The sequence below is a fragment of the Thiomonas intermedia genome, assembly GCF_002028405.1.
GTDB lineage: Bacteria > Pseudomonadota > Gammaproteobacteria > Burkholderiales > Burkholderiaceae_C > Thiomonas > Thiomonas intermedia.
The window spans coordinates 69498-90759 of record NZ_CP020046.1; the positions used below are offsets into that span (position 1 = coordinate 69498).

Below are 21262 nucleotides of genomic sequence, written 5' to 3' on the forward strand. Positions count from 1 at the left end.
CACGCCTCCTCCATCCACCGACACCTCTTCATCAATGCCATGAACGCCCTGTTTCAGAACCTCAGAATCCGCACCAAGATGTCCCTGTCCTCAGGTCTGGTGTTCCTCCTTTTCATCGTGGCGATGGGTGTCAGCCTGACGGGCATGATGCGCATCCAGGGCGAGTTCGACAGCTACATCCACAACGATGTGGCCTACGAGCACAATCTGCAGGAGATGTATGCCCAGGGTCTGCAATCAGGCCAGGCCCTTCGCAATGTGGTGCTCGACCCCACCAACCAACAGAGCTACACCAACCTCCAGGCGGCGCAGGTCGAATTCGATGCCGCCCTGCAAAAGGCGCAGAAGATGACCGCCAACGACCCGGTGCAAAGCAGAGCCCTGGCTGAAATCGCCAAGTTGAGGCAGGCGCAGGTCGCGGTGTTTCCCCACGTGATCTCGGTCGCCAAAGAAGATCAGATGGGCGCATCGATAGTCATCAGCAAGGAAGAGACCCCGCTGTGGCGCCAGGTCAGAAAGCAGATTCTCAATCTCGTCGCCCAACAGCGCGCCAAGGGCAAACAGACCCAGGCCGAGGTTGACCGCATGGCCACTTCGGCCTGGACCTGGGGTGCCGTGGGGGGGTCTATCGCGCTGGTTCTGGGCATCGTGTTCACCGCGCTGCAAATCCGCTCCATCACCCGCCCGTTGAGTGAAGCGGTGCACGCGGTGCAGCGTGTGGCGCAGGGCGATCTGTCGGTGCGGGTGGTGGCGCGGTCCAAGGATGAGACGGGTCAGCTGCTCGCCGCCATGGGGCAGATGGTGGCGCAGCTCACCTCGGTCATCGGCTCGGTGCGTTCCTCGGCCGAGCAGTTGCTCTCGGCCTCCACCCAGGTCTCGGCCACCTCGCAGAGCCTGTCTCAGTCGTCCTCGGAGCAGGCGGCCTCGGTGGAGGAAACCTCCGCCACGCTGGAGCAGGCCACGGCCTCGATCCGCCAGAACGCGGACAACGCCCGTCTCACCGATGCGATGGCGCAGCAGGCGGCCTCGCAGGCCCAGGAGGGCGGCGCTGCGGTGCAGGGCACGGTCTCGGCCATGCAGAGCATCGCCGAGCGCATCTCGATCATCGATGACATCGCCTATCAGACCAATATGCTCGCGCTCAATGCGGCCATCGAGGCCGCGCGCGCCGGGGAGCATGGCAAGGGCTTTGCGGTGGTGGCCGCGGAGGTGCGCAAGCTCGCCGAGCGCAGTCAGGTCGCGGCCAAGGAGATCGGCGATCTGGCCACCTCCACGGTCAAGCAGGCCGATGCCGCAGGCTCGCTGATCGCGCAGATGGCCCCGGCCATCTCCAAGACCTCCGATCTGGTCCAGGAAATCACCGCGGCTTCCGAGGAACAGTCCACGGGCATGCAGCAGATCAATCAGGCCGTCGCCCAGCTCTCGGCCGTCACCCAGCAAAATGCCTCAGCCTCCGAAGAACTCGCCGCTACCGCCGAGGAAATGAATGCGCAGGCCACGGCGCTGCAGGATCTGATCGGCCAGTTCAAGATCGAGGCAGGGAGCCGCCCTGCTGCACCGTCCCCCTTGTCGCCCGCACCAACCCGCCGACCTCCTGTGATGTCGAGCCCGACCCTGGCTGCCGCTGGCACAGGCGATTTCGTCAAATTCTGATTCCCCCATTTTCCGAGGAGCCCTCCATGACCACCGCTCTAGCCCATCCGTCTCAAGTCAATCCGCTGCAACTCATTGGCAATGCTCAGCCCACCAGCGGCCAGTACCTGACCTTCACCCTGCAAAACGAGATCTACGGCCTCGACATCCTGCGGGTACGTGAAATTCTGGAATACAGCCGGCCGACTACCGTGCCGATGATGCCGGCCTTCGTGCACGGCGTGATCAATCTGCGCGGCAATGTGGTGCCGGTGATCGACCTGGCGCAGCGCTTTGGCCGCGCGCCCACCGCCCTGCAGGCCCGGACCTGCATCGTCATCATCGAAATCGAAGGCGAAGACGGGCCGCTGGCCATTGGCGTGCTGGTCGATGCCGTGAACGCCGTGCTCGACATGGAAGCCGAGCAGATCGAGCCGCCCCCCAGCTTCGGCACCGGGCTCAAACAAGAGTTCATCCGCGGCATGGCGCGCACCGAGGCCGGCTTCATCATCCTGCTCGATGTCGGCCGCGTGCTGTCGGTGGAAGACATGGCGGGATTGGCCCAGGTGGCCGGCTCGAATGTCTGAGGCCATCGGGCGCTGACGCTGTGTCCGGAGCTCAGTGCCCACAGCTGCTCCAATGACCTATTTCCCAAATGGGTGAGCGTCCCGTTCTGGAACCTTTCTGGCCGATCCTTACGCTCATGCAACTCGTCTCTCCGCTTCTCGTCGATCTGAGCATCATCGCCTTGGCGATCCTGGGCGTCCTGTTGCTCGCCTTGAAGCTAGTCCAACACCTGTGGGGCTCCGGGGCGGCGAGCGCCTATCCGCCGGCTGCCCTCCTGTTCACCGCCGGCATCGCCTCGGCGGTACGCCACCGCCTGCCGTGGATGCGCCGCGCCTACCGCCAACGCCCGGATCGCAAGCTCATGCTGACTGCGGCCGTCATCCTGCTGCTGGCCAGTTCGCTCACGGCGCTGTTCACCGCGTTGGTCATGGCCGAACATGAACGCCACCGACTCACGCTGAGCATGGAAAACGATCGCGATGCGCTTGGCCGGGGCTTGTTGATGTCGATGGAGGTACGCGGCAAAGAGCTCGAGCGCTTCTCCGAGAATCCATTGCTGGTCAGCACCCTGCAGAGTTTGCAGAATGGAAGCGTCGGCAGCATCGCTCAGCCCTCGTCGCCCCTGAAGACCCGTCTGGATGACCTGCGCATCATGATGGATCTGTTGGCGCCCCATGAGTACAGCATCACCAATCTTTGGGGTGCCACCGTGCTGTCCAGCGAAGCGGCCACGGTTCACCATCCAGGCCTTCCCAGCTTGGCTCCGGCGATGTCGTTCCCCAGCCAGGTCATCCTGCAGCGCGACCCGACAACACTCGATTTCTACCTGCACCTGCACTTGCCGATCCGCGACGGCACGCAGACCATCGGCCATTTCAGCGCCTCGTTGGCGCTCCCGACTTCAAGCCGCATCGCCCGCGAGCTGACACGGCGCGCGAAAAACACGGTCATCAAGGTCTGCAGTCTTTCGAGCACCTTGTGGACCTGTCTTCCCAGCCGGCTTGGCGAGTCGCAACAGACCACCGTCCTGACCGCAAACAACCACCCTGTCGAGGCGCAGTGGTCTGAAGGCAAAAGCGGCACCGCTTTCCAGGACATCGACGGTGAACAATGGCTCATCAGTTACAGCCCGCTTGGGAAGACCGGACTGGGCCTCGCCGTGGAAGTTCCATCCGCCGAGCTCTACGCGCCCGTGGTCGATACGCTGGAGGCCGGTTTGCTGCTCGTGCCCGGCCTGGTGCTGCTGGGCCTGCTGGCCCTTGGGTGGCAACTGCGCCCGATAACCCAGAAGCTGCATCAAGCCAACGCCCAGGTTCAAAGCGCCTTCGAGTATTCCGGCATCGGCATCCTTTTGGTGAGCGGCCAGGGCGACATCCTCGATTTCAATCCGGCCTTCAGCGACATGCTGGGCTACACACGGGAAGAATTGGCTCACCACCACATCGTCGACGATTTTCTGCACCCCGAAGACCGTGGCACCGTCAACGCCCAGCTGGGAGGCATGGCCCAGGCCGAAGTGGGCGCCTACTGCGCGCATCGCCGCTATCGCCACAAGAACGGGGCGTACCGCATGCTGCAGTGGCATGTTTCCCCGGTCAAGGACGCGGATGGAAAGATCAGCTCGATCGTGTGCTATGCCCTGGACGTGACCGATGCGCTCGAACACAAGGAAGCGGCGATCCGGCAGACCGCCTTTCTGAATGCCGTGCTCGACAATCTGCAGGAGGTGATCTATGCCTGCGATCAGGACGGCCGAATCATCTACACCAACCACCCGGCGACGCGCGAGGGGCTGACCCTCCATGCTCTCGGCGGCCTGGGCAACCTCGATACCTTTCGCCCCATCTATACGCTTGATCGCAAGCCGCTCGCCATGGAGAGCCGCCCTCTCGAGCGCGGCCTGCGGGGCGAATCGACTCAGGGGCTGGAATATTGCTCGCCGACGGACAACGGAGAATGGCGCTATTTCCAGTTCTCGGGTTACCCCTTGCGTGACGATCAGGGCCGCACGCTGGGCGCCGTTTCCATCTCTCACGACCTGACAGACATCCGTGCCGCCGAACGACGCCTCAAATGGCTGGTCGAACACGACGAGCTGACCGAACTGCCGAATCAGACTCTGGCCATCGAGTCTCTTGAACGCTGGCTCGAATCACAGACCGAAGCCGACGCGCGTGAGCTCGCGGTCTATCTGCTGGACATCGATCGATTCCGACAGATCAATGACAGTTTCGGCCATGCTCTGGGCGATGATCTCCTGGTCGAAACGGCCGCGAGGCTGAAAGCCGCAATTTCGCAGGACGATCTGCTGGCGAGATGGGGCGGCAATGCCTTCGTCGTCCTCCATCCCTGCACCGCAGACTATCAATCCGTCCAGGAAGACGCCGACCATCTTCTGGACAGCCTGAGCAAACCCTTCTTGCTCGACGGGCAGACCATCTTCATCACCGCCAGCCTGGGCATCGCCCGCGCCCCGCGCGATGGGCGTTCGGCGACCCAGCTGTTCAGCCGCGCCGACCTGGCCATGTACCGCTGCAAGGCCAACAGCCCCGGCCGCGCGCTGTTCTACACCGCCGACATGAGCCACCGGGGACGTGAGCTCATCGAGATGGAAACCGATCTGCGCCATGCCCTCACCATGGAACAGTTCTTCGTCGTCTACCAACCCAAGGTGTGCCTGCAGACCGGCCAAGTGATCGGGGCTGAAGCCTTGTTGCGTTGGCAACATCCGCAGCATGGCCTGGTGTCTCCCGCCACCTTCATCCCCCTTCTCGAAGAGACGGGTCTGATCGTCCCGGTCGGTCAGTGGGTGTTGAATGCCGTATGCAGGCAACTGCATGAGTGGCAAGAACAGGGCAAGACGACCCTGCCCATCGCCGTGAATTGCTCGATGCGGCAGTTGCAGGGCGATCTGATTCTGCGGCAGGTCTCTTCGGCCCTGCACAACTCGGGCATCGCGCCCGGTCTTCTCGAACTGGAAGTCACCGAGAGCATGATGCTGCGCGACCCCGAGCATGTCAGCGGGCTGATCGTGCAGTTGCGCGATATGGGGGTGAACACCTCCATCGATGACTTCGGCACGGGATATTCCTCCCTGGCCTCGCTCAAGCGTCTGCCCGTGACCACCCTCAAGCTCGATCGCGCCTTCGTCAAGGATCTGCCCACCGATGCTGACGATGCCGCCATCACGCGCGCCGTCATGTCGATGGCGAAAGCCCTGCACTTGAACGTCGTCGCCGAAGGCGTCGAAACCCAGGAACAGGCCGACTTCCTGCAACACCTGGGTTGCGAGGCCTACCAAGGCTGGTTGTTCAGCCCTGCAGTGCCGGCCAGGCGCTTTGCAGATTATCTGGCCGATGCCAATGCCGCCACTCGCACCCTCGATTAAAGAAAATCCACCATGCACACTCTCACTGACAGCGAGCTCAACGGCTTTTCCCGCCTGATGTTCGAAGCTGCGGGCATCACCCTGGCTCCCTCGAAAAAGGCTCTGGTCGAAGGTCGGCTGTCCAAGCGCCTGCATGCGCTCGGGCTGGCGACCTTCACCGACTACCTTCAGCACCTGCGTCAGGATGCCACCGAGCGCCAGCAGGCCATCGACCTGCTGACCACCAACGAGACCTATTTCTTTCGCGAGCCGCGTCATTTCGCCTATCTGTCGGAGCAGATCATTCCAGCCGCCGATCCCGCGAGGCCACTTCGCGTGTGGAGCGCGGCCTGCTCCAGCGGTGAAGAGCCCTACAGCCTCGCTATGGTGCTGGCCGAGCGCATGGGACAGCGGCCCTGGGAGATCGTCGCCTCCGACATTTCCACCCGGGTGATCGACCAGGCGCGGCGAGGCATCTACCCCATGGAACGCGCCGAGAAGATTCCCCAGGCGTATCTCAAGGCGTTCTGCCTGAAGGGCACGGGCGCACAGGAGGGCAGCTTCGCCCTGCAGCAGTCGATCCGCGAGCGGGTTCGGTTCCAGGTCATCAACCTGAACTCGACGCTGCCCGACATCGGTCAGTTCGACCTCGTCGTTCTGCGCAACGTGATGATTTATTTCGATGCCGACACCAAGCGCGCCGTCTGCCGCAGGTTGCTCGAGGTGCTTCGGCCAGGCGGTCACCTGTTCATCGGCCACTCCGAAAGCCTGAACGGTCTGGATCTGCCGGTCCGCAGCATTCAGCCCGCCGTCTATCTCAAGCCGCAATGAATACCGCGCGGGTCCGACCCATGGCCGATGAGGCCCAGGAAGAGCCGCTGGAAATTTTTCTGCAGCCCGGCGAACTGTATTTTGGGGAGGGACGCACCCGTGTGCGCACCTTGCTGGGATCGTGCGTGGCGATCGCGGTGTGGCATCCCCACCTGCGAATCGGTGGCCTGTGCCACTACATGTTGCCAGGCCGCGGTGCGCATCATGGCGCCCATCGGGCCCTTGACGGTCGTTACGCCGATGAGGCCATGTTGCTGTTCCTGCGCGACATGCGCGCCGCGGGCACCCGTGCGGAAGAGTACGAAGCCAAGCTCTTCGGCGGGGGACGCATGTTCACCCAGGACAAGCCGCCGCACGTGCATGCTGGCTGCGCCGATGTGCCCTGCAAGAACGTGCTTCGCGGCCGCGAGCTCGTGCGTCAGCACGGCCTGCGCCTCAAGGCGGAGCACCTCGGTGGCGAAGGCCACCGCAACCTGCTGTTCGAAATCTGGAGCGGTGATGCCTATCTGAAGTTCTGGGGCCAGAACGCAGAGCAGACCGCCCGCTGATGTGCAATCCCCCAACCCATCCCCACCGGGAGAAGCCCCCATGATCCGGCCCGACAAGGTCAAAGTTTTCATCGTCGACGATTCTGCCGTGGTGCGGCAGGTGCTTCAGGCCGTGCTGCTGCGCGACCCGGGCATCGACGTGATCGGCACCGCGCCCGACCCGCTGTTCGCGCTTCAGCGCATGCAGCAGGGCGATTGGCCCGACGTGCTGGTGCTCGACGTCGAAATGCCGCGCATGGATGGCATCACCTTCCTCAAGAAGCTCATGGCCGAGCGGCCGCTGCCCGTGGTCATCTGTTCCACGCTGACGGAGAAGGGCGCGCAGATCACCCTTGACGCGCTGGCAGCCGGCGCCGTCAGCGTGGTCACCAAGCCGCGCGTGGGGCTCAAGGATTTCCTGGTGGAGCAGACCGCCGAACTGACCCAGACCATCAAGGCCGCGGCGCGCGCCAATACCCGCAGCCTGCGTCCACCCGCGCGGCCCGCGACTGGCGCCGTCAAGGCGCCGGTGCCGACCACGATCGCCCCCAGCGCGCACATCCTCACCGACACCACGGAGAAGATCATTGCGATGGGCATGTCCACCGGCGGCACGGTGGCGCTCGAACGCGTGCTCACCACCCTGCCCCGCACCCTGCCCGGCATCGCCGTCGTGCAGCACATGCCGGAAAAATTCACCGCCACTTTTGCCGAGCGCCTGAACACGGTGTGCGCTCTCGACGTGCGCGAGGCGCGCGATGGCGACCGGCTGATTCCGGGCCTGGTGCTCATCGCACCTGGCGGCCGCCACATGCAGGTACGGCGCAGTGGTGCCCAGTATCACGTCGAGGTGCGCGACGGCCCGCCCGTCAATCGCCATCGGCCTTCGGTCGATGTGCTGTTCCGTTCGGTGGCGCAATGCGCAGCGCGCAACGCGCTGGGCATCATCCTCACCGGCATGGGCGATGACGGCGCTCGCGGCCTCAAGGAGATGCACGACGCCGGCGCCCGCACCGTCGCGCAGGACGAGGCCAGCAGCGTGGTCTACGGCATGCCCAAGGAGGCCGTCAAGCTCGGTGCCGTCGACCGCAGCCTGGCCCTGGGCGACATCGGCGCCGCGATGGTGGAGTACGGCCGCGGCTGATTGCGATCTGAAATGTCCGGGTCTTCCCTGATATAGCGACACTCTGACGTGTCGTTGCATAGGGCATTCCTACGCACAAGAGACCCCCCTTCCTGATGAACAATATTCGCATCCGTACCCGCATGACCCTGGGCCTCATGGGCATGTTGGCCGTCATCGTGCTCAATGCCTTCCTGGCGCAGCAGCAGTTGGCGCAGTCCAACGCCCGTCTCGATGCCATCGTTCATGTGCAAAGCGAGCGCATCGGCTTGCTCAACGCCTTCTTCACCAATTTTCAGGGCACGACCTCCGCGCTCTACCAGGCTCTGCTCAACCCGGCCCATGACGAGGCGCAGCAAACCCTGAAGAAGCAGCTGGCAGATAACCGCGAAAGCACCGCGCAAGTCTTCAAGAACCTGAACGCCCTGCCTCCCGACGCTGAAGACAACGCACAGCTTGCCGAGATTCAAACGCTCATGGGCAAGAATCGCGGCGTGCAACAGCAGGTCATCAGCCTCATGAAGCAGGGGCTCTATCCACAGGCCAGCACCATCTACACCCAATTGGCTTCGCCCATCGTGCTGGAGATGCACCAACGCATCCAGACCATGATCAAGCGGCAGAAGGCGCAGATGCAGACCGCGTATGCGCAAAGCCAGCAGGCCTATGCCAGCGCGGTGCGCCGAGCGCTGTGGATCACCGTCGGCTTCATCGTCGTGGCCCTGATCGGCGGCATCTGGATCACCCGCTCCATCACCCGTCCTTTGAGTGAAGCGGTGCACGCGGTGCAGCGTGTGGCGCAGGGCGATCTGTCGGTGCGGGTGGTGGCGCGGTCCAAGGATGAGACGGGTCAGCTGCTCGCCGCCATGGGGCAGATGGTGGCGCAGCTCACCTCGGTCATCGGCTCGGTGCGTTCCTCGGCCGAGCAGTTGCTCTCGGCCTCCACCCAGGTCTCGGCCACCTCGCAAAGCCTGTCTCAGTCGTCCTCGGAGCAGGCGGCCTCGGTGGAGGAAACCTCCGCCACCCTGGAGCAGGCCACGGCCTCGATCCGCCAGAACGCGGACAACGCCCGTCTCACCGATGCGATGGCGCAGCAGGCGGCCTCGCAGGCCCAGGAGGGCGGCGCCGCGGTGCAGGGCACGGTCTCGGCCATGCAGAGCATCGCCGAGCGCATCTCGATCATCGATGACATCGCCTATCAGACCAATATGCTCGCGCTCAATGCGGCTATCGAGGCCGCTCGCGCCGGGGAGCATGGCAAGGGCTTTGCGGTGGTGGCCGCGGAGGTGCGCAAGCTCGCCGAGCGCAGTCAGGTCGCGGCCAAGGAGATCGGCGATCTGGCCACCTCCACGGTCAAGCAGGCCGATGCCGCGGGCTCGCTGATCGCGCAGATGGCCCCGGCCATCTCCAAGACCTCCGATCTGGTGCAGGAGATCACCGCGGCTTCCGAGGAACAGTCCACGGGCATGCAGCAGATCAATCAGGCCGTCGCCCAGCTCTCGGCCGTCACCCAGCAAAATGCCTCCGCCTCCGAAGAACTCGCCGCTACCGCCGAGGAAATGAATGCGCAGGTGCACCTGTTGCAGCAAAGCATGCAGCACTTCAAGCTGGCCTGAGCCAGGGATGGGCTTAAGAAGACTGATGATCCGGCGTGTTGATGGTTTAACCGATTCCCCACCCCGGCCCTCCCCACAGGTGGGGAGGGAGAAAACACACCTCCCCCTACGCCGCGGAGGAAGTTGGGAGAGGCTTATGCAGATCGCGCTTGGCGTTGTTTTCTCCTCCCCCATGCCGTGGGAGAGGTCGGGAGGGGCTTACGCAGATTGCGCGTAGCGCTGTCTTCTCCTCCCCCACGCCGTGGGGGAGGTCGGGAGGGGCTCACGCAGATCGCGCGTAGCGCTGTCTTCTCCTCCCCCACGCCGTGGGGGAGGTCGGGAGGGGGAAGGCTGCTACACGCCCCTGCCCAGATCCGTTCAAATGTCTCAATGCCGGATCAAGCCATCAGAGCTGGTCCAGCGCGCGTCAGTATCAGCCCAAACGGCGGGCGCGTTCGGTCGGGCTGACGATGTCGGTCAGCCGAATGCCAAACTTGTCGTTGACCAGCACGACCTCGCCGCGGGCAATGAGAAAGCCGTTGACGAGAACGTCCATCGGCTCTCCGGCGAGGCGATCCAGATCGACCACGGAGCCCTGCGCAAGTTGCAGCAATTCGCGGATCTGGATCTTGGTCCGCCCGAGTTCGACCGAGAGCGTGACGGGGATGTCCATCACCAGATCGAGCTGATTGCCGGGTGCCGCTCCGCCCTGGTCGGCGCGGAGTTCGGCGAAGGGCGCGGGCTGGACCCTGGGCTGTGTCTCGGGCGCCGCCGCTGCAGCGGGCTCGGCAGCCACGCCCTGTTCCGCCATGGCTTCGCCCCAGTCGGCCAGATCGTCGGCTGCGGCGGTGTCGGTTGAGGTGTCTTCTGCCATGGAATGTCCTGCGGATGGAGGGTTCGGTATCAGTGCGCGCCGTGCCCCAGAAGTTGCGCCTTCTCGGGAGCGTCTGGAAAGAGTTGCTGCCGGATCTTGAGCGCCATCTTGTCGTCGTGCCGCCCGTATTCACCCAGCAGCACGGGAATGCCATCCACCCGGGCCACCACGGTTTCGGGCATCTCGACCGGAAGAACATCGCCGACACGCAACTGCAGCAGTTCCCGCACCAGGATCTGTCGCTGCAAGAGTTCAACGCGCATTTCCACTGCGGCCTCGCGCATCTCGGTCTGCAGGGCCTTGACCCAGCGGTGATCGACCTCGCTGCGGTCGGTGGTCATGCCGGTGGTGAGCTGGTCGCGGATGGGCTCGACCATGCTGTAGGGAATGCAGACGTGCAGACTGCCGCCGCCGCCTTCGATCTCGACATCGAACGTGGAGACGATGACCACCTCGGTGGGCGTGGCGATGTTGACGAACTGCGGGTTGACCTCGGATCGCGTGACCTCGGGCTCCAGCGGCAGCACGGGCGCCCACGCGGTCTTGTATTCCTTGAACACCATGTCGAGCATGCGCTTGATGATGCGCTGCTCCAGGGCGGTGAAATCGCGGCCCTCGATGCGGGCGTGGAAACGGCCATCGCCGCCGAAAAAGTTGTCGACCACGCTGAAGATCAGTCGCGGATCGAAGATGAACAGCGCGGTGCCGCGCAAGGGCCTCATCTGCACCAGATTCAGGTTGCTGGGGACGACTAGGCCGCGGATGAACTCGTTGTACTTGGTCAGCCGCACCGACGACACCGAGATTTCGGAGGCGCGCCGTAAAAAGTTGAACAGACTCACCCGCCACAGCCGGGCGAAGCGTTCGTTGATGACCTCCAGCGTGGGCATGCGCCCGCGCACGATTCGGTCCTGGCTGGCCAGATCGTAAGGACGCACCCCACCCTCGTCCGTCGCATCCGGCTCGGCCACCGGATCTTCGCCCGATATGCCGCCGAAAAGCGCATCGACTTCGTCTTGGGAAAGGACGTCCTGAACCATGTCAGTTCCTCGCGCCAGTCCAGAAGGCACTGGCCCGCCCTGTGGGGAGCAACGAGCAAAGCGGACGCGGGCGCTGATTCATCTCACTGCACCACAAAAGCCGTGAAGTAAACGCCGTCGACCGGCGCACCGTCGTGGCCATGCGCTGACGCGGGAGCCGCGCCGCCCTCACCCCCATGACCTCCGCCGCCACCTGCGACGGCCGGCGCGCCTTCGAGCACCTTGTTCACCGACTTGAGAATTTCGTGGCTGAGATGATCGCGCGATTCCACCGACTCGATCTTGTCGGCCGATTCGGCGGCGAGGATGCGCAGGATGTTGTTGCGAAGTTCGGGTGTCATCAGCTTGACCTTGGCCTCAACCGACGGATCGTAGGTCTTCAGATCGATCTTGACCTGAAGATAGTGCACCGTTCCATCGGTGCTCTGCAGATTGGTGACAAACGGCTCCATGCTGATGAACCTCAGGTTCTTGGCCTTTTCGGCCGCTGCCGCTGCCGCCATTTCCGCAGCCGAAGGGGGCGCCTTGGGCTTCATCAGGAAAAATGCTGCGGCTCCGCCGCCCGCCATCAACACGATCACCGCCACCAGAATGATGATGATCAACTTGGTCTTGCCGCCGCCCTTTTCCTTGGACTCTTGTTCCGCCATACCCCACTCCCGATGTGCTGAGTTTGGCACGCATGCCGCGCGCCCTGTGCCCATGAAGGGCGTTCAATGCCTCTTCACTGGTCGGTTTAACGACACAAAGCCAGGGTTTTTGTAGGGCCCCGCCATCAAGCGCGACGCGGCAGGGGGAGCGGCTGGCGCGCAGTTCAGACATAGGTGTTCACCAGTCCTTGTTGCCAACGCAAAGGCAGCGCCGAGGATGCGCCGAGCGATCCGCCCGCGTCGACCATGGTGGCCTCTCTGGACGAACCTCGCTGCGAACGGGTCTGCTGACGTTCGCCCTGTCCGCCTTGAGTGCCCACCGAGGTCTGACTGAGCGAAAGGCCCGCCCCCGTGAACAGATCACGAAGCTGCGGCAATGCCGCTTCCACCGCCTGCCGGACGACGGCGTGCTGGGAAACGAACTGGGCCTGAATCTGCCCGTCGTGCATCTGCAGATGCACTTCCAGCGGACCCAGTTGAGGCGGATTGAGATGCAGTGTCGCGAATTGCTGCTGCCCTTGCGCTGCGAGCAGCACCTGCTGATTCATCGCCTGCCCCCAGTCGGGCGAGCTCACGTGGGCCGGCACGGTACTGGTCCAAGTGGCCTGCGCTGCTGGGTTTGTCGCTGGCAGGCCCAGCGTCAACGTCTGGCCGATCTGGCCGGGCTGGGAAGTCGCGCTGGACGCGGCATCACTATGATTGGACGACGCGGGGGACAAGGTCGGCAGGTCGACGCCCGCCGTCATGGCCCGCTGGACGGTGGCGAAGCGGCTGGTTTGAACGCCCTCGGTTTCGCTGCCCGCCTGACCTTGCATCCACAGCGGCAAACGCTGCGCGACGCCGTCGGCACCACTGGAGCGCCCGCCTCGAGGGGCGATGGCGGCCTGACCGAGGCCCGGGGCCTCGTCCGCGCTTGAGGCAACATCCGTGGCGGTGGGAAGAGGCTTGGCATCCCGGGCCGCGGCCGCCGCCGCGGGCGCCAGCGGCGCCTGCAGCATGACGGCGAGCATGGCGCCAGGCGGGGTTGACGCCGCGTCGGCGCCATCGGCCTTGTGCGCGTCCTGCGGCAAGGCTTTGCCGCCCTGGGCGGCCGCCATTGCCGCTTCCAGCACGCCGCCGGTCTGCGCGGCAAGCGCAGCGGCGGCCGGACTGGCGGCGGCAGGGTCCTGGCCCTGCGTCTGTTGCGTCGAATCCTTGCCCGGCATCTGGGTCTCACCATCCCTCGCCGCATGCTGTGGCGAGGTCACGGGTTTGCCGGGTGTGCCCACGTCTTTGCCCTGGGCCGCCGATTGCGATTGCCCAGCGCGCGAAAGCGCGTCGGCAAACCGGGGCGTCGATTCCGTTGGGGAGGTCGAGGCCGGCGCAGCGGACGGTTCAGGTGCCGGTGCTGCGGGCATGGACGCGACAGGGACGATGAGCGGCATGGTCGTGATTCGATGAACGGTACACCCATTCAAAGCAAAACCTGCGCCAACCTGATGGCGATGTCACCACCCTGCCCGCGACAGGCCCCGCACACGCGCTTGGTCAGGGCTTACAGATCCGATCGCTGTTGCGAACTGGGCAGAAACTGCGAGGCACGGCGCACCGCCCATTCCTGCAGATTCTTGAGCGCGCTGCGCTTCTGCCCCTGGCGCTGCTGGGCCTCGTGCTGGCCGATCAGCACTTCAAAGGCTTTTTCGCGCTGACGCAGGCCGGTCCACTGCGCCGTCAGCTCCGCCAGAACGTGTTGCTGACGGCCCAGCTCCTGGTGCTGAGCGGCGATGGCCGACTCGATGCGGTCCACAAAGCCGCGAAGATCGCGGACCTGACTCCAGGCCGTGCCGGCCGAGCCCAAGGTCTGCATCTGCTCACGATATTGCGCCGCATAGCTCTGCAGCTGGACCAGCTTCGCCTGCGCGGCGCGCAGACTTTCCTGCTGCTTTCCAACAAGTTGGCCAGCGTTCTGACAGGCCTCAACGGCTTGTGCATGCAAAGCCTGAAGCGTTTCCAGCCTTTGGGGGCTGAGTGTGTTGTCGTAAGTCATGCACCGGTTGACGAATGGAATCCAGCGGAAGTGTAAACCCGACGCCATGGGGCCAGGGCAATGCCCTGCCCATCACCTCCGAGAGAGCGTCAAAAACTCGACATTTCCGGCAGATAAGGCGTCATGAGGTCGGCCAATTCTTGCCGGCTCTGCGTCAGACCGACGGCCTCGTGCATGCCCTGCATCAGGAACTGCCGGATGCTCTCGTGCGCCTGCACGGCCTGGTCGAGCTGCAGGTCGGCGCCCGGGGTGTAGGCGCCCACGGCGATCAGATCCTGCTGGCTGGCATAGCGCGACTGCATCTCCTTGAGCTTTTGCATGCGACGGAGTTCGAGTGGGCTGGCGATGGCCGGCATGACGCGGCTGATCGATGCCTGCAGATCGATCGCGGGGAAATGACCCTGCTCGGCCAGACGGCGGCTGAGCACGATATGGCCGTCGAGAATCGCGCGGACGTTGTCGGCCACAGGGTCTTGCTGGTCGTCGCCCTCCATCAGCACGGTGTAGAAGGCCGTGATGCTTCCCCCGCTTTCCGGCCCATTGCCGGCCCGCTCCACCAGCGCCGGCAGTTTGGCAAACACCGACGGCGGAAAACCCCGGGCGGCCGGCGGCTCGCCCGCCGCCAGCGCGACCTCGCGCAGCGCCAGGGCATAGCGGGTGACCGAGTCCATCAGCAGCAGCACGTTCTGGCCCTGGTCGCGGTAATACTCGGCCATCGCCGTGGCCAGGCGTGCGCCGCGAATGCGGGTCAACGCGGGCGCGTCAGCCGGTGCGGCCACGACGACGGCGCGCGCCCGCCCTTCGACGCCCAGGATGTCTTCGATGAATTCCTTGACTTCCCGGCCCCGCTCGCCGATGAGACCGACGACGATGACATCGGCATTGGTGTTGCGCGCCATCATGCCCAGCAACACGCTCTTGCCCACCCCGCTGCCCGCGAACAGGCCCATGCGCGCGCCACGGCCGACGGTGAACAGCGCGTTGATCGCGCGCACGCCCACGTCGAGAGGCTGCCGCACCAGCGCACGCTCCAGAGGGTTGATGGGTTTGGTCGAAAGCGTGGTGTAGTTCGAGGCCAGCAGGGCGCCGTCGCCATCGAGCGGCCGCCCGTTGCCGTCGAGCACGCGCCCGAGCAGTTCCGGTCCCACCGGAATGCGGATGTCGCCCGGCACCGGATGCACCCGCGCCCCCGGCGTGAGGCCCTGCACTTCCCCGAGCGCCATGAGCTGCACATGATCGCCATTGAACCCCACCACCTCGGCATCGATCGAGCGGTTCTGCTCGGTGCTGATGCGGCAGCGTTCGCCCAGACTGGCCTCAAGCCCCTGGGCCTCGAGAATCAGACCGCGCACGCGCACCAGACTGCCGCTGTAGACCAGCGGCAAGGGCCCGCCCGACTGCAGCCGATGCTGCAGGGTCTGCAGATGACGGGTGACCTGGGCAAAGCTCACTGCAGTCCTTCCTCGAACAGACGCGCCATGATCTGGCGCCAGCGCTCCTCGACGCGCAGATCGAGCTCGCTCACCGCATCGCGATTGCGAACGCGCCAGCGTCGATCCGGCACGGCCGCCAGCCCCGAACCGGCCGACGCAACGATGACGTCGCCGCGCTGAAGCGCCTCGTCTCCCGCCAGCCCGACGCCATGGGCCTCGAGGTCGGGCGCCACGGTGCGCAGCACCTCCAGATCGTGGGGATGCAGGCGCAACATCGGCGCTCCCGCCTGGGCCGGAAAGGCCGCCAGCGCCTTGCGCACGATGGGCAGCAGCGCTTCGGGCTGGGTTTGCAGCTCGTGCAGCACGACTTGCCGGGCCAGTTCGAGCGCCAGTGCGACCAGCGCGGTCTCGGCCTCCGTATCGAGCGCCGCCACGGGTCTGGTGAGGCGGGTGACGAGGGCCTGCAGAGTCTCCCGCTCCTGCTGCGCCTGAGAGCGGCCTGCGGCCAAGCCCTCGGCGTGCCCGGCGGCGTAGCCCTCCTGGTGCCCTTCGTCGTGTCCCGTCTGTCGGCCTTCTTGGCGCCCCTGGGCTTCGGCCTGCGCATAGACTGCCTCGAACTGCTGTGCGGTCGGCGGCGTCTGAAAGCTCGGACGCGGCGCGGGCGCCTGAGCTGAACCCGGCGCATCGACGCTCTGCGGCTGCCAGCGCCGGGCGGCTTGCGCGTCTTCCTTGGGAATGATGCCGCTCATGGCCGGAGATCCATCGCAAGCGCCTGTTCAGCCACGTCAGTTCCGCACGGCCGTTCCGAAGGAACTGACGCCCCCTCGGGGGGGAACGAGCGCAGCGAGTCAGGGGGCTGTTTCATCTCAGCCGACGAGAGACTCGCCACCTCCGCTGCCAAGCTGGATCTGGCCCGCGGCCTCGAGTCTGGCGGCGATCTGCAGAATCTCCTTCTGCGCACCCTCGACTTCGCTGAGCTTGACCGGGCCCTTGGCTTCCATGTCGTCGCGCATCATCTCGGCCGCGCGCTTGGACATATTGCCGAGGAATTTGTCCTTGAGCGCGTTGTTCGTGCCCTTGAGCGCGAGGATGAGGGTTTCGGACGAGATCTCGCGCAACATGGTTTGCATGCTGCGGTCGTCCACATTGATCAGATCGTCGAAGACGAACATCTGGTCCTGCACCTTGGTCGCCAGCTCCTCGTCCTGCGAACGCAGGTGCTCCATGATGCTCGACGACAGCGCGGTTTCCACCCGGTTGAGAATTTCCGCGGTGACTTTCGGTCCGCCCACGGCGCTGACCTGCACGCTCTGCGAATCGCCCGAGAGCTGCTCTTCGAGCACTTCGTTGAGTTCGCGCAGCGCACTGGGCTGCAGCCCGTCGAGCGCGGCCAGGCGCAGCATGGCCTCGCCGGCCTGACGCTCGGTCAGAAAATGCAGCACCTCGCCGGCCTGCTCCGGCTCGATATTGGCCAGTACGAGAGCGACCACCTGGGGGTGCTCCAGCTTGATCAGTTCGGCGATGGCGCGCGGTTCCAGCCACTTGAGATTCTCGAGGCCGCTCGATTCACCGCCGTGCAGAATGCGCTCGATGAGGGAGTTGGCGCGCTCGCCGCCCAGCGCCTTGGTCAGGGCGCCGCGAAGAAATTCATTGGCGCCCAGCCCCAGGGCCGTCTGCTGTTCGAGCTTGTCGCGGAACTCCCGCATCACCGCATGGGCCTGATCGGCGCTCACCCGGCTGAGCTTGGACATGGCCACGCCCAGGCGCTGCACCTCGCGCGGGCCGAGATGGCGCATGATCTCCGCGGCCTGGTCTTCGCCCAGGCTCAGCAGCAGCACGGCGGCGCGGTCCAGCCCGCTGAAATCGGCGTTTTCACTGGCCATCGGACAGCCACTCCTTCACGACTTGTGCCGCGCGCCGCGGGTCTTGCTTGACCAATTCGCGCGAAATCGCCGCATCCGTCTCCAGGGTGTTGCTCAGATGCACGGTATCGGGCGCCAGCGTGCCGGGCATGCCGGCAGCCGCCCGCTCGATTCCCGCGCCCAGTCCCGACGATCCCGGTTCACCGCCGAGCGGTGCGCCGTCGGCTGATGCCAAGGCCGGCTCGGCCGCCCCGCCCTTGGGGCGCCTGCCGCCGCCGGTGGCGGCCTTGCGCATCGCGCGGTAGGCCATCAGGCCAAGAATGAGCGCGATGACGTAGGGCACGGCCTGGCGCACACCATCCCAGATCCAGGGTTGCCGCCACACCGGCAATGCCTTCTCAGCCTCGGTCTGAGCGGCCGTGAAGGGCATATTGACGACGCTGACGGTGTCGCCCCGCTTGGTGTCGAAGCCGATCGCGTTTTCAACCAGTTGCTTCATCTGGCCGAGCTGCGCCGCACTCAGGGGAATGGGTTTGCCCCCCTTGGCCTGATCGTTGACCAGCACCGAGACCGACAGCCGCTTGACCGAGCCGACCGGCAGTTGCGTATGACTGACGGTCTTGTCCAGGTCGTAATTGTTCGTGGCCGACGAACTCGCGGCGGTGGGCGCCAGCGTTTTCAGGCTGGGGGTGATCTGGGCGAACTGCTCGGGCGTGAGCGGTGCCGAGGCCGACCCCACGGCGAATGGCGCCGTGACGCCGCCCGGCGGCTGATTGGTCAACGCCCCAGGCACCCCGGCGGGCAGACTGGCGCTGCCGTTGGAACTGGTGCTCTGCTGCTGCTGGCTGAGAAGATGGCCCTGTCCGTAGACGACGGAGCTGGACTCCGTCTTGGCGAAATCGATGTCGGCTGACACTGCCACCCGCACCCCGTCGCGCCCGACCAGCGGGGCAAGCAGCGCCTCGATCTGTTTGCGGTATTGCTGTTCGACCGTACTGCGGTAGGCGAGCTGTTCGGGCTGGATGCCGCTGTCGGCGCGCGGCCCGGCGGTGAGCAGATTGCCGTCCTGATCGACCACGCTCACGTCCTGATCGCCCAGACCCGCCACGGCCGACGCCACCAGATGGACGATGCCCGCCACCTGCGCGCCGCTGAGCACACGGCCCGGATAGAGCTTGAGCAGCACCGAACCCGAGGGCTTCTCCGACTCGCTCAGGAACACCGAGGGTTTGGGAATGGCCAGATGCACCGTGGCTGAATCGACGGCCGAGAGTGACTCGATGGTCCGGCCAAGCGAACCCTCCAAGGCACGCTGGTAATTGATGCGCTCGACGAACTGGCTGGTGCCCATGGGCTCCTTGTCCAGCACCTCGAAGCCCACGCCTGCCCCCTTGGGCAGGCCGCTGGCGGCCAGTTTCATGCGGGTCGCGTAAACCTGCGCGGAAGGCACTTCGATGACCGCACCGCCCCCGGTGATGCGGTAGGGCACGTTGAGCTTCTGCAGCTCGCCGATCACGGCGCCGCCGTCGCGTTCGGAAAGATTGGTGTAGAGCACCTGATAGTCGAGCCGGCTTGTCCACATCAGCGTGACGACGACGAGGGCGATCAGCACCGCGAGTCCGGCCAGCCAGGTGAAGCGCTGGTTCATGCTCATCTGGCGGAAGGCGCCCAAGGGATCTTGCAGCGCGGCGGCGGTGGTCGTGGCCATGAGGGGGCGTCAGGTGAAAGAGGCGTCAAAAAAACGTCGTCTGAAAGCGAGTGGCACGTGTCAGGCTTGAATGTTCATGATGTCCTGATACGCCGACACCAGCTTGTTGCGCACTTCCAGTACCGCCTGAAAGGACAGGCTGGCCTTCTGTGAGGCGAGCATCACATCGCTCAGACTCACATCGCCCGTGCCCGAGACGAATTGCTGCTGCAGGGCATTGGCCTGCTGCAACTGCCCACTCACACCGTCGAGGGCGCTCTTGAGCGTGGCCGAGAAGTCCGATTGCTGCCCGGCCGCCGTGGCGCCCAGGGCCGCGGCGGCATTGCCGCCTATCGCGTCGGCGGGCCGCGCCGCCGCCTGCGCCGTCAGGCTGCGCATCTGGGCGAGCACGCTTTGCATGGGATCGATCTGCATGGGGCCTCCGACTTTGAGCTTTCATTCCATCCGGTTGAAAAACCGGTGTTTTGACCCTTTGAAGCAAAACGCGTTCCAGCTCCGATCTCATCCCGGAAGCCGGAGGCTCAAAGACTATCGGGCAGTTCCAGACCCGCCTCGCGCAGCTTCTGCAGCTTGTGCCGCAGGGTTCGCGGGCTGATGCCCAGTCGCTGCGCCGCGAGCTGTTTCGAACCCTGGCTGTGCTGCAGCGCCTCGGCAATCAACTGGCGCTCGTTGAGCGCGAGTTCGCTGTCGAGATCTCCCATGGCCGCCTGCGGCGCGAGTTGTGGCTGAGCAGACGCGGCCGCTCGCATGGGCCGATCACCGGAGGACGGCGGAAACAGCAGATCGCCAGCAGTGATCACGCCGTCCTGGCTGAGGATGGCGGCTCGCTGCATCACATTGTCGAGTTCACGCACATTGCCCGGCCAGCGATGAACCAGCAAAGCCTGCTGCGCAGAAGCGTCGAGCCGGGGCGGCGCAGGCATGGCGAACGCCGCCGCATGCCGCTTCAGCATGGCGCTGGCCAGCGGCAGAATGTCGTCACGACGTTCGCGCAGCGGCGGAATCTGGACCGGAAACACGCTGAGCCGGTAATACACGTCCTCACGCAGCACGCCCTGCTGCACGGCCTGCTGCAGATCGCGGTTGCTGGTGGCGATGATGCGCAGATCGAGCACGATGCGCTTGCGCCCACCGAGCCGCTCGATCTCGCGCTCCTGCAGCACCCGCAGCAGTTTGGCCTGCAGCGCCGGGGCCATTTCCGTCACCTCGTCGAGCAGCAGCGTGCCGCCCTGCGCCTGCTCGAACTTGCCGGGCGCCGACTGGCCCGCCCCGGTGAAAGCGCCTTTTTCGAAGCCGAACAGCGTGGCCTCCAGCAGCGTTTCGGGAATGGCCGCGCAGTTGATGGCGATGAACGGCCCCGAAGCGCGGGGCGATTGCGAATGCACATATCGCGCCATGACCTCCTTGCCGACCCCGCTTTCCCCCAGCAGCATCACGGTGACATCGGTCTGCGCAGCCTTGCGGGCGATGCCGAGGATCTGCTGCATCGCGGCGGACTCGGCCACCAGTTCGCCTTCGCCCTGAGGCCTCGGTTTGACCCTGGGCGCCGCTGGCGGGGCAACCGGCGCAGGGCCCGGAGCGGCCTTGGGCGCGACGAGCAGCACCGCAGCGGGAACAAACTGCCGAATCTTGGCCAGCGCCTGCGACAGTTCGAGAGGCGCATTCAGGTAGTCGGCCGCGCCGCTCTGCAGCGCCTGCACGGCCGCCTGTACCGAGCCGTGACGCGCCATTACCAGCACCGGCAGGCCCGGACGCAGGCGATGCAGTCGAGTCAGCACGCGCGTGGCGTCGATGCCGCCCCCATCCCCGTCGCAAAACACCAGATCGGGCGACCAGCCCTGCTCGACCGCGCGCACCGCCCCCTCCTCTTCCGTCTGCAGCGCCACGACGCAGCCCGCGCCCGCAAGTTCGTCGCACAGGCGCTGTCCCCGCGACGCATCGCGGTCGAGCAGCAGAATTCTCGGGGACGTCATGGAGGTGGATCGCCTGGGGTGGATTGCCGTGCGGCGGGTGCGGCATGCGAAAAA

General features: G+C 65.2%; 18 protein-coding genes. 7 read left to right on the forward strand and 11 right to left on the reverse strand.

The window, feature by feature from the left end; translation table 11 throughout:
• Window positions 1–39 precede the first annotated feature (39 nt).
• From BVH73_RS00335 to BVH73_RS00365, 7 genes are all read left to right on the forward strand, one after another.
• Window positions 40–1653: a methyl-accepting chemotaxis protein gene (locus BVH73_RS00335; protein WP_079415074.1), complete on the forward strand. Its 1614-nt coding sequence runs from the start codon at window positions 40–42 to the stop codon at window positions 1651–1653.
• Between the two features lie 26 nt (window positions 1654–1679).
• On the forward strand, window positions 1680–2219 hold the full coding sequence (locus tag BVH73_RS00340) for a chemotaxis protein CheW (RefSeq protein WP_079415076.1): 540 nt from the start codon (window positions 1680–1682) through the stop codon (window positions 2217–2219).
• A gap of 116 nt (window positions 2220–2335) precedes the next feature.
• The gene (locus tag BVH73_RS00345; protein ID WP_169836727.1) at window positions 2336–5587 is read left to right on the forward strand and encodes a bifunctional diguanylate cyclase/phosphodiesterase; all 3252 of its coding nucleotides are present in this window, start codon (window positions 2336–2338) and stop codon (window positions 5585–5587) included.
• A gap of 12 nt (window positions 5588–5599) precedes the next feature.
• Entirely contained in the window at window positions 5600–6397 is a 798-nt protein-coding gene (locus BVH73_RS00350) for a CheR family methyltransferase (protein ID WP_079415080.1), read from the forward strand.
• A gap of 20 nt (window positions 6398–6417) precedes the next feature.
• Window positions 6418–6945 (forward strand): chemotaxis protein CheD, encoded by a 528-nt coding sequence (locus tag BVH73_RS00355; protein ID WP_218919038.1) that lies wholly within the window; start codon window positions 6418–6420, stop codon window positions 6943–6945.
• Between the two features lie 40 nt (window positions 6946–6985).
• Entirely contained in the window at window positions 6986–8068 is a 1083-nt protein-coding gene (locus BVH73_RS00360; protein WP_079415084.1) for a protein-glutamate methylesterase/protein-glutamine glutaminase, read from the forward strand.
• A 95-nt stretch (window positions 8069–8163) separates the two neighbouring features.
• Complete coding sequence (locus BVH73_RS00365; RefSeq protein ID WP_079415086.1) at window positions 8164–9663, forward strand: methyl-accepting chemotaxis protein; 1500 nt, start codon at window positions 8164–8166, stop codon at window positions 9661–9663.
• A gap of 412 nt (window positions 9664–10075) precedes the next feature.
• Here BVH73_RS00365 and fliN read toward each other — a convergent pair whose 3' ends face one another.
• From fliN to BVH73_RS00420, 11 genes are all read right to left on the reverse strand, one after another.
• Entirely contained in the window at window positions 10076–10516 is a 441-nt protein-coding gene (gene fliN, locus BVH73_RS00370) for a flagellar motor switch protein FliN (RefSeq protein WP_079415088.1), read from the reverse strand.
• A 29-nt stretch (window positions 10517–10545) separates the two neighbouring features.
• Complete coding sequence (fliM, locus tag BVH73_RS00375) at window positions 10546–11556, reverse strand: flagellar motor switch protein FliM (protein WP_079415090.1); 1011 nt, start codon at window positions 11554–11556, stop codon at window positions 10546–10548.
• An 83-nt stretch (window positions 11557–11639) separates the two neighbouring features.
• Window positions 11640–12206, reverse strand: coding sequence for a flagellar basal body-associated FliL family protein (locus tag BVH73_RS00380; protein WP_079415092.1), 567 nt, complete (start codon window positions 12204–12206; stop codon window positions 11640–11642).
• A gap of 164 nt (window positions 12207–12370) precedes the next feature.
• Window positions 12371–13630 (reverse strand): flagellar hook-length control protein FliK, encoded by a 1260-nt coding sequence (locus BVH73_RS00385; RefSeq protein WP_079415094.1) that lies wholly within the window; start codon window positions 13628–13630, stop codon window positions 12371–12373.
• Window positions 13631–13740: 110 nt separating this feature from the next.
• Window positions 13741–14232, reverse strand: coding sequence for a flagellar export protein FliJ (locus tag BVH73_RS00390; RefSeq protein WP_079415096.1), 492 nt, complete (start codon window positions 14230–14232; stop codon window positions 13741–13743).
• Window positions 14233–14321: 89 nt separating this feature from the next.
• Window positions 14322–15725 (reverse strand): flagellar protein export ATPase FliI, encoded by a 1404-nt coding sequence (gene fliI, locus BVH73_RS00395; RefSeq protein WP_425444132.1) that lies wholly within the window; start codon window positions 15723–15725, stop codon window positions 14322–14324.
• Window positions 15680–16414 carry a flagellar assembly protein FliH gene (locus tag BVH73_RS00400; RefSeq protein WP_079415100.1) on the reverse strand — a complete coding sequence of 245 codons (735 nt, stop codon included), beginning with the start codon at window positions 16412–16414 and terminating at the stop codon, window positions 15680–15682. Before BVH73_RS00400 ends, fliI begins: the two co-directional genes overlap by 46 nt.
• Before the next feature lie 117 nt (window positions 16415–16531).
• The gene (fliG, locus tag BVH73_RS00405) at window positions 16532–17548 is read right to left on the reverse strand and encodes a flagellar motor switch protein FliG (protein ID WP_079415102.1); all 1017 of its coding nucleotides are present in this window, start codon (window positions 17546–17548) and stop codon (window positions 16532–16534) included.
• Complete coding sequence (gene fliF, locus BVH73_RS00410; protein WP_079415104.1) at window positions 17538–19235, reverse strand: flagellar basal-body MS-ring/collar protein FliF; 1698 nt, start codon at window positions 19233–19235, stop codon at window positions 17538–17540. Before fliF ends, fliG begins: the two co-directional genes overlap by 11 nt.
• A gap of 60 nt (window positions 19236–19295) precedes the next feature.
• On the reverse strand, window positions 19296–19649 hold the full coding sequence (gene fliE / locus BVH73_RS00415) for a flagellar hook-basal body complex protein FliE (protein ID WP_079415106.1): 354 nt from the start codon (window positions 19647–19649) through the stop codon (window positions 19296–19298).
• Window positions 19650–19756: 107 nt separating this feature from the next.
• Complete coding sequence (locus BVH73_RS00420; RefSeq protein WP_079415108.1) at window positions 19757–21208, reverse strand: sigma-54-dependent transcriptional regulator; 1452 nt, start codon at window positions 21206–21208, stop codon at window positions 19757–19759.
• Between the last annotated feature and the right edge of the window lie 54 nt (window positions 21209–21262).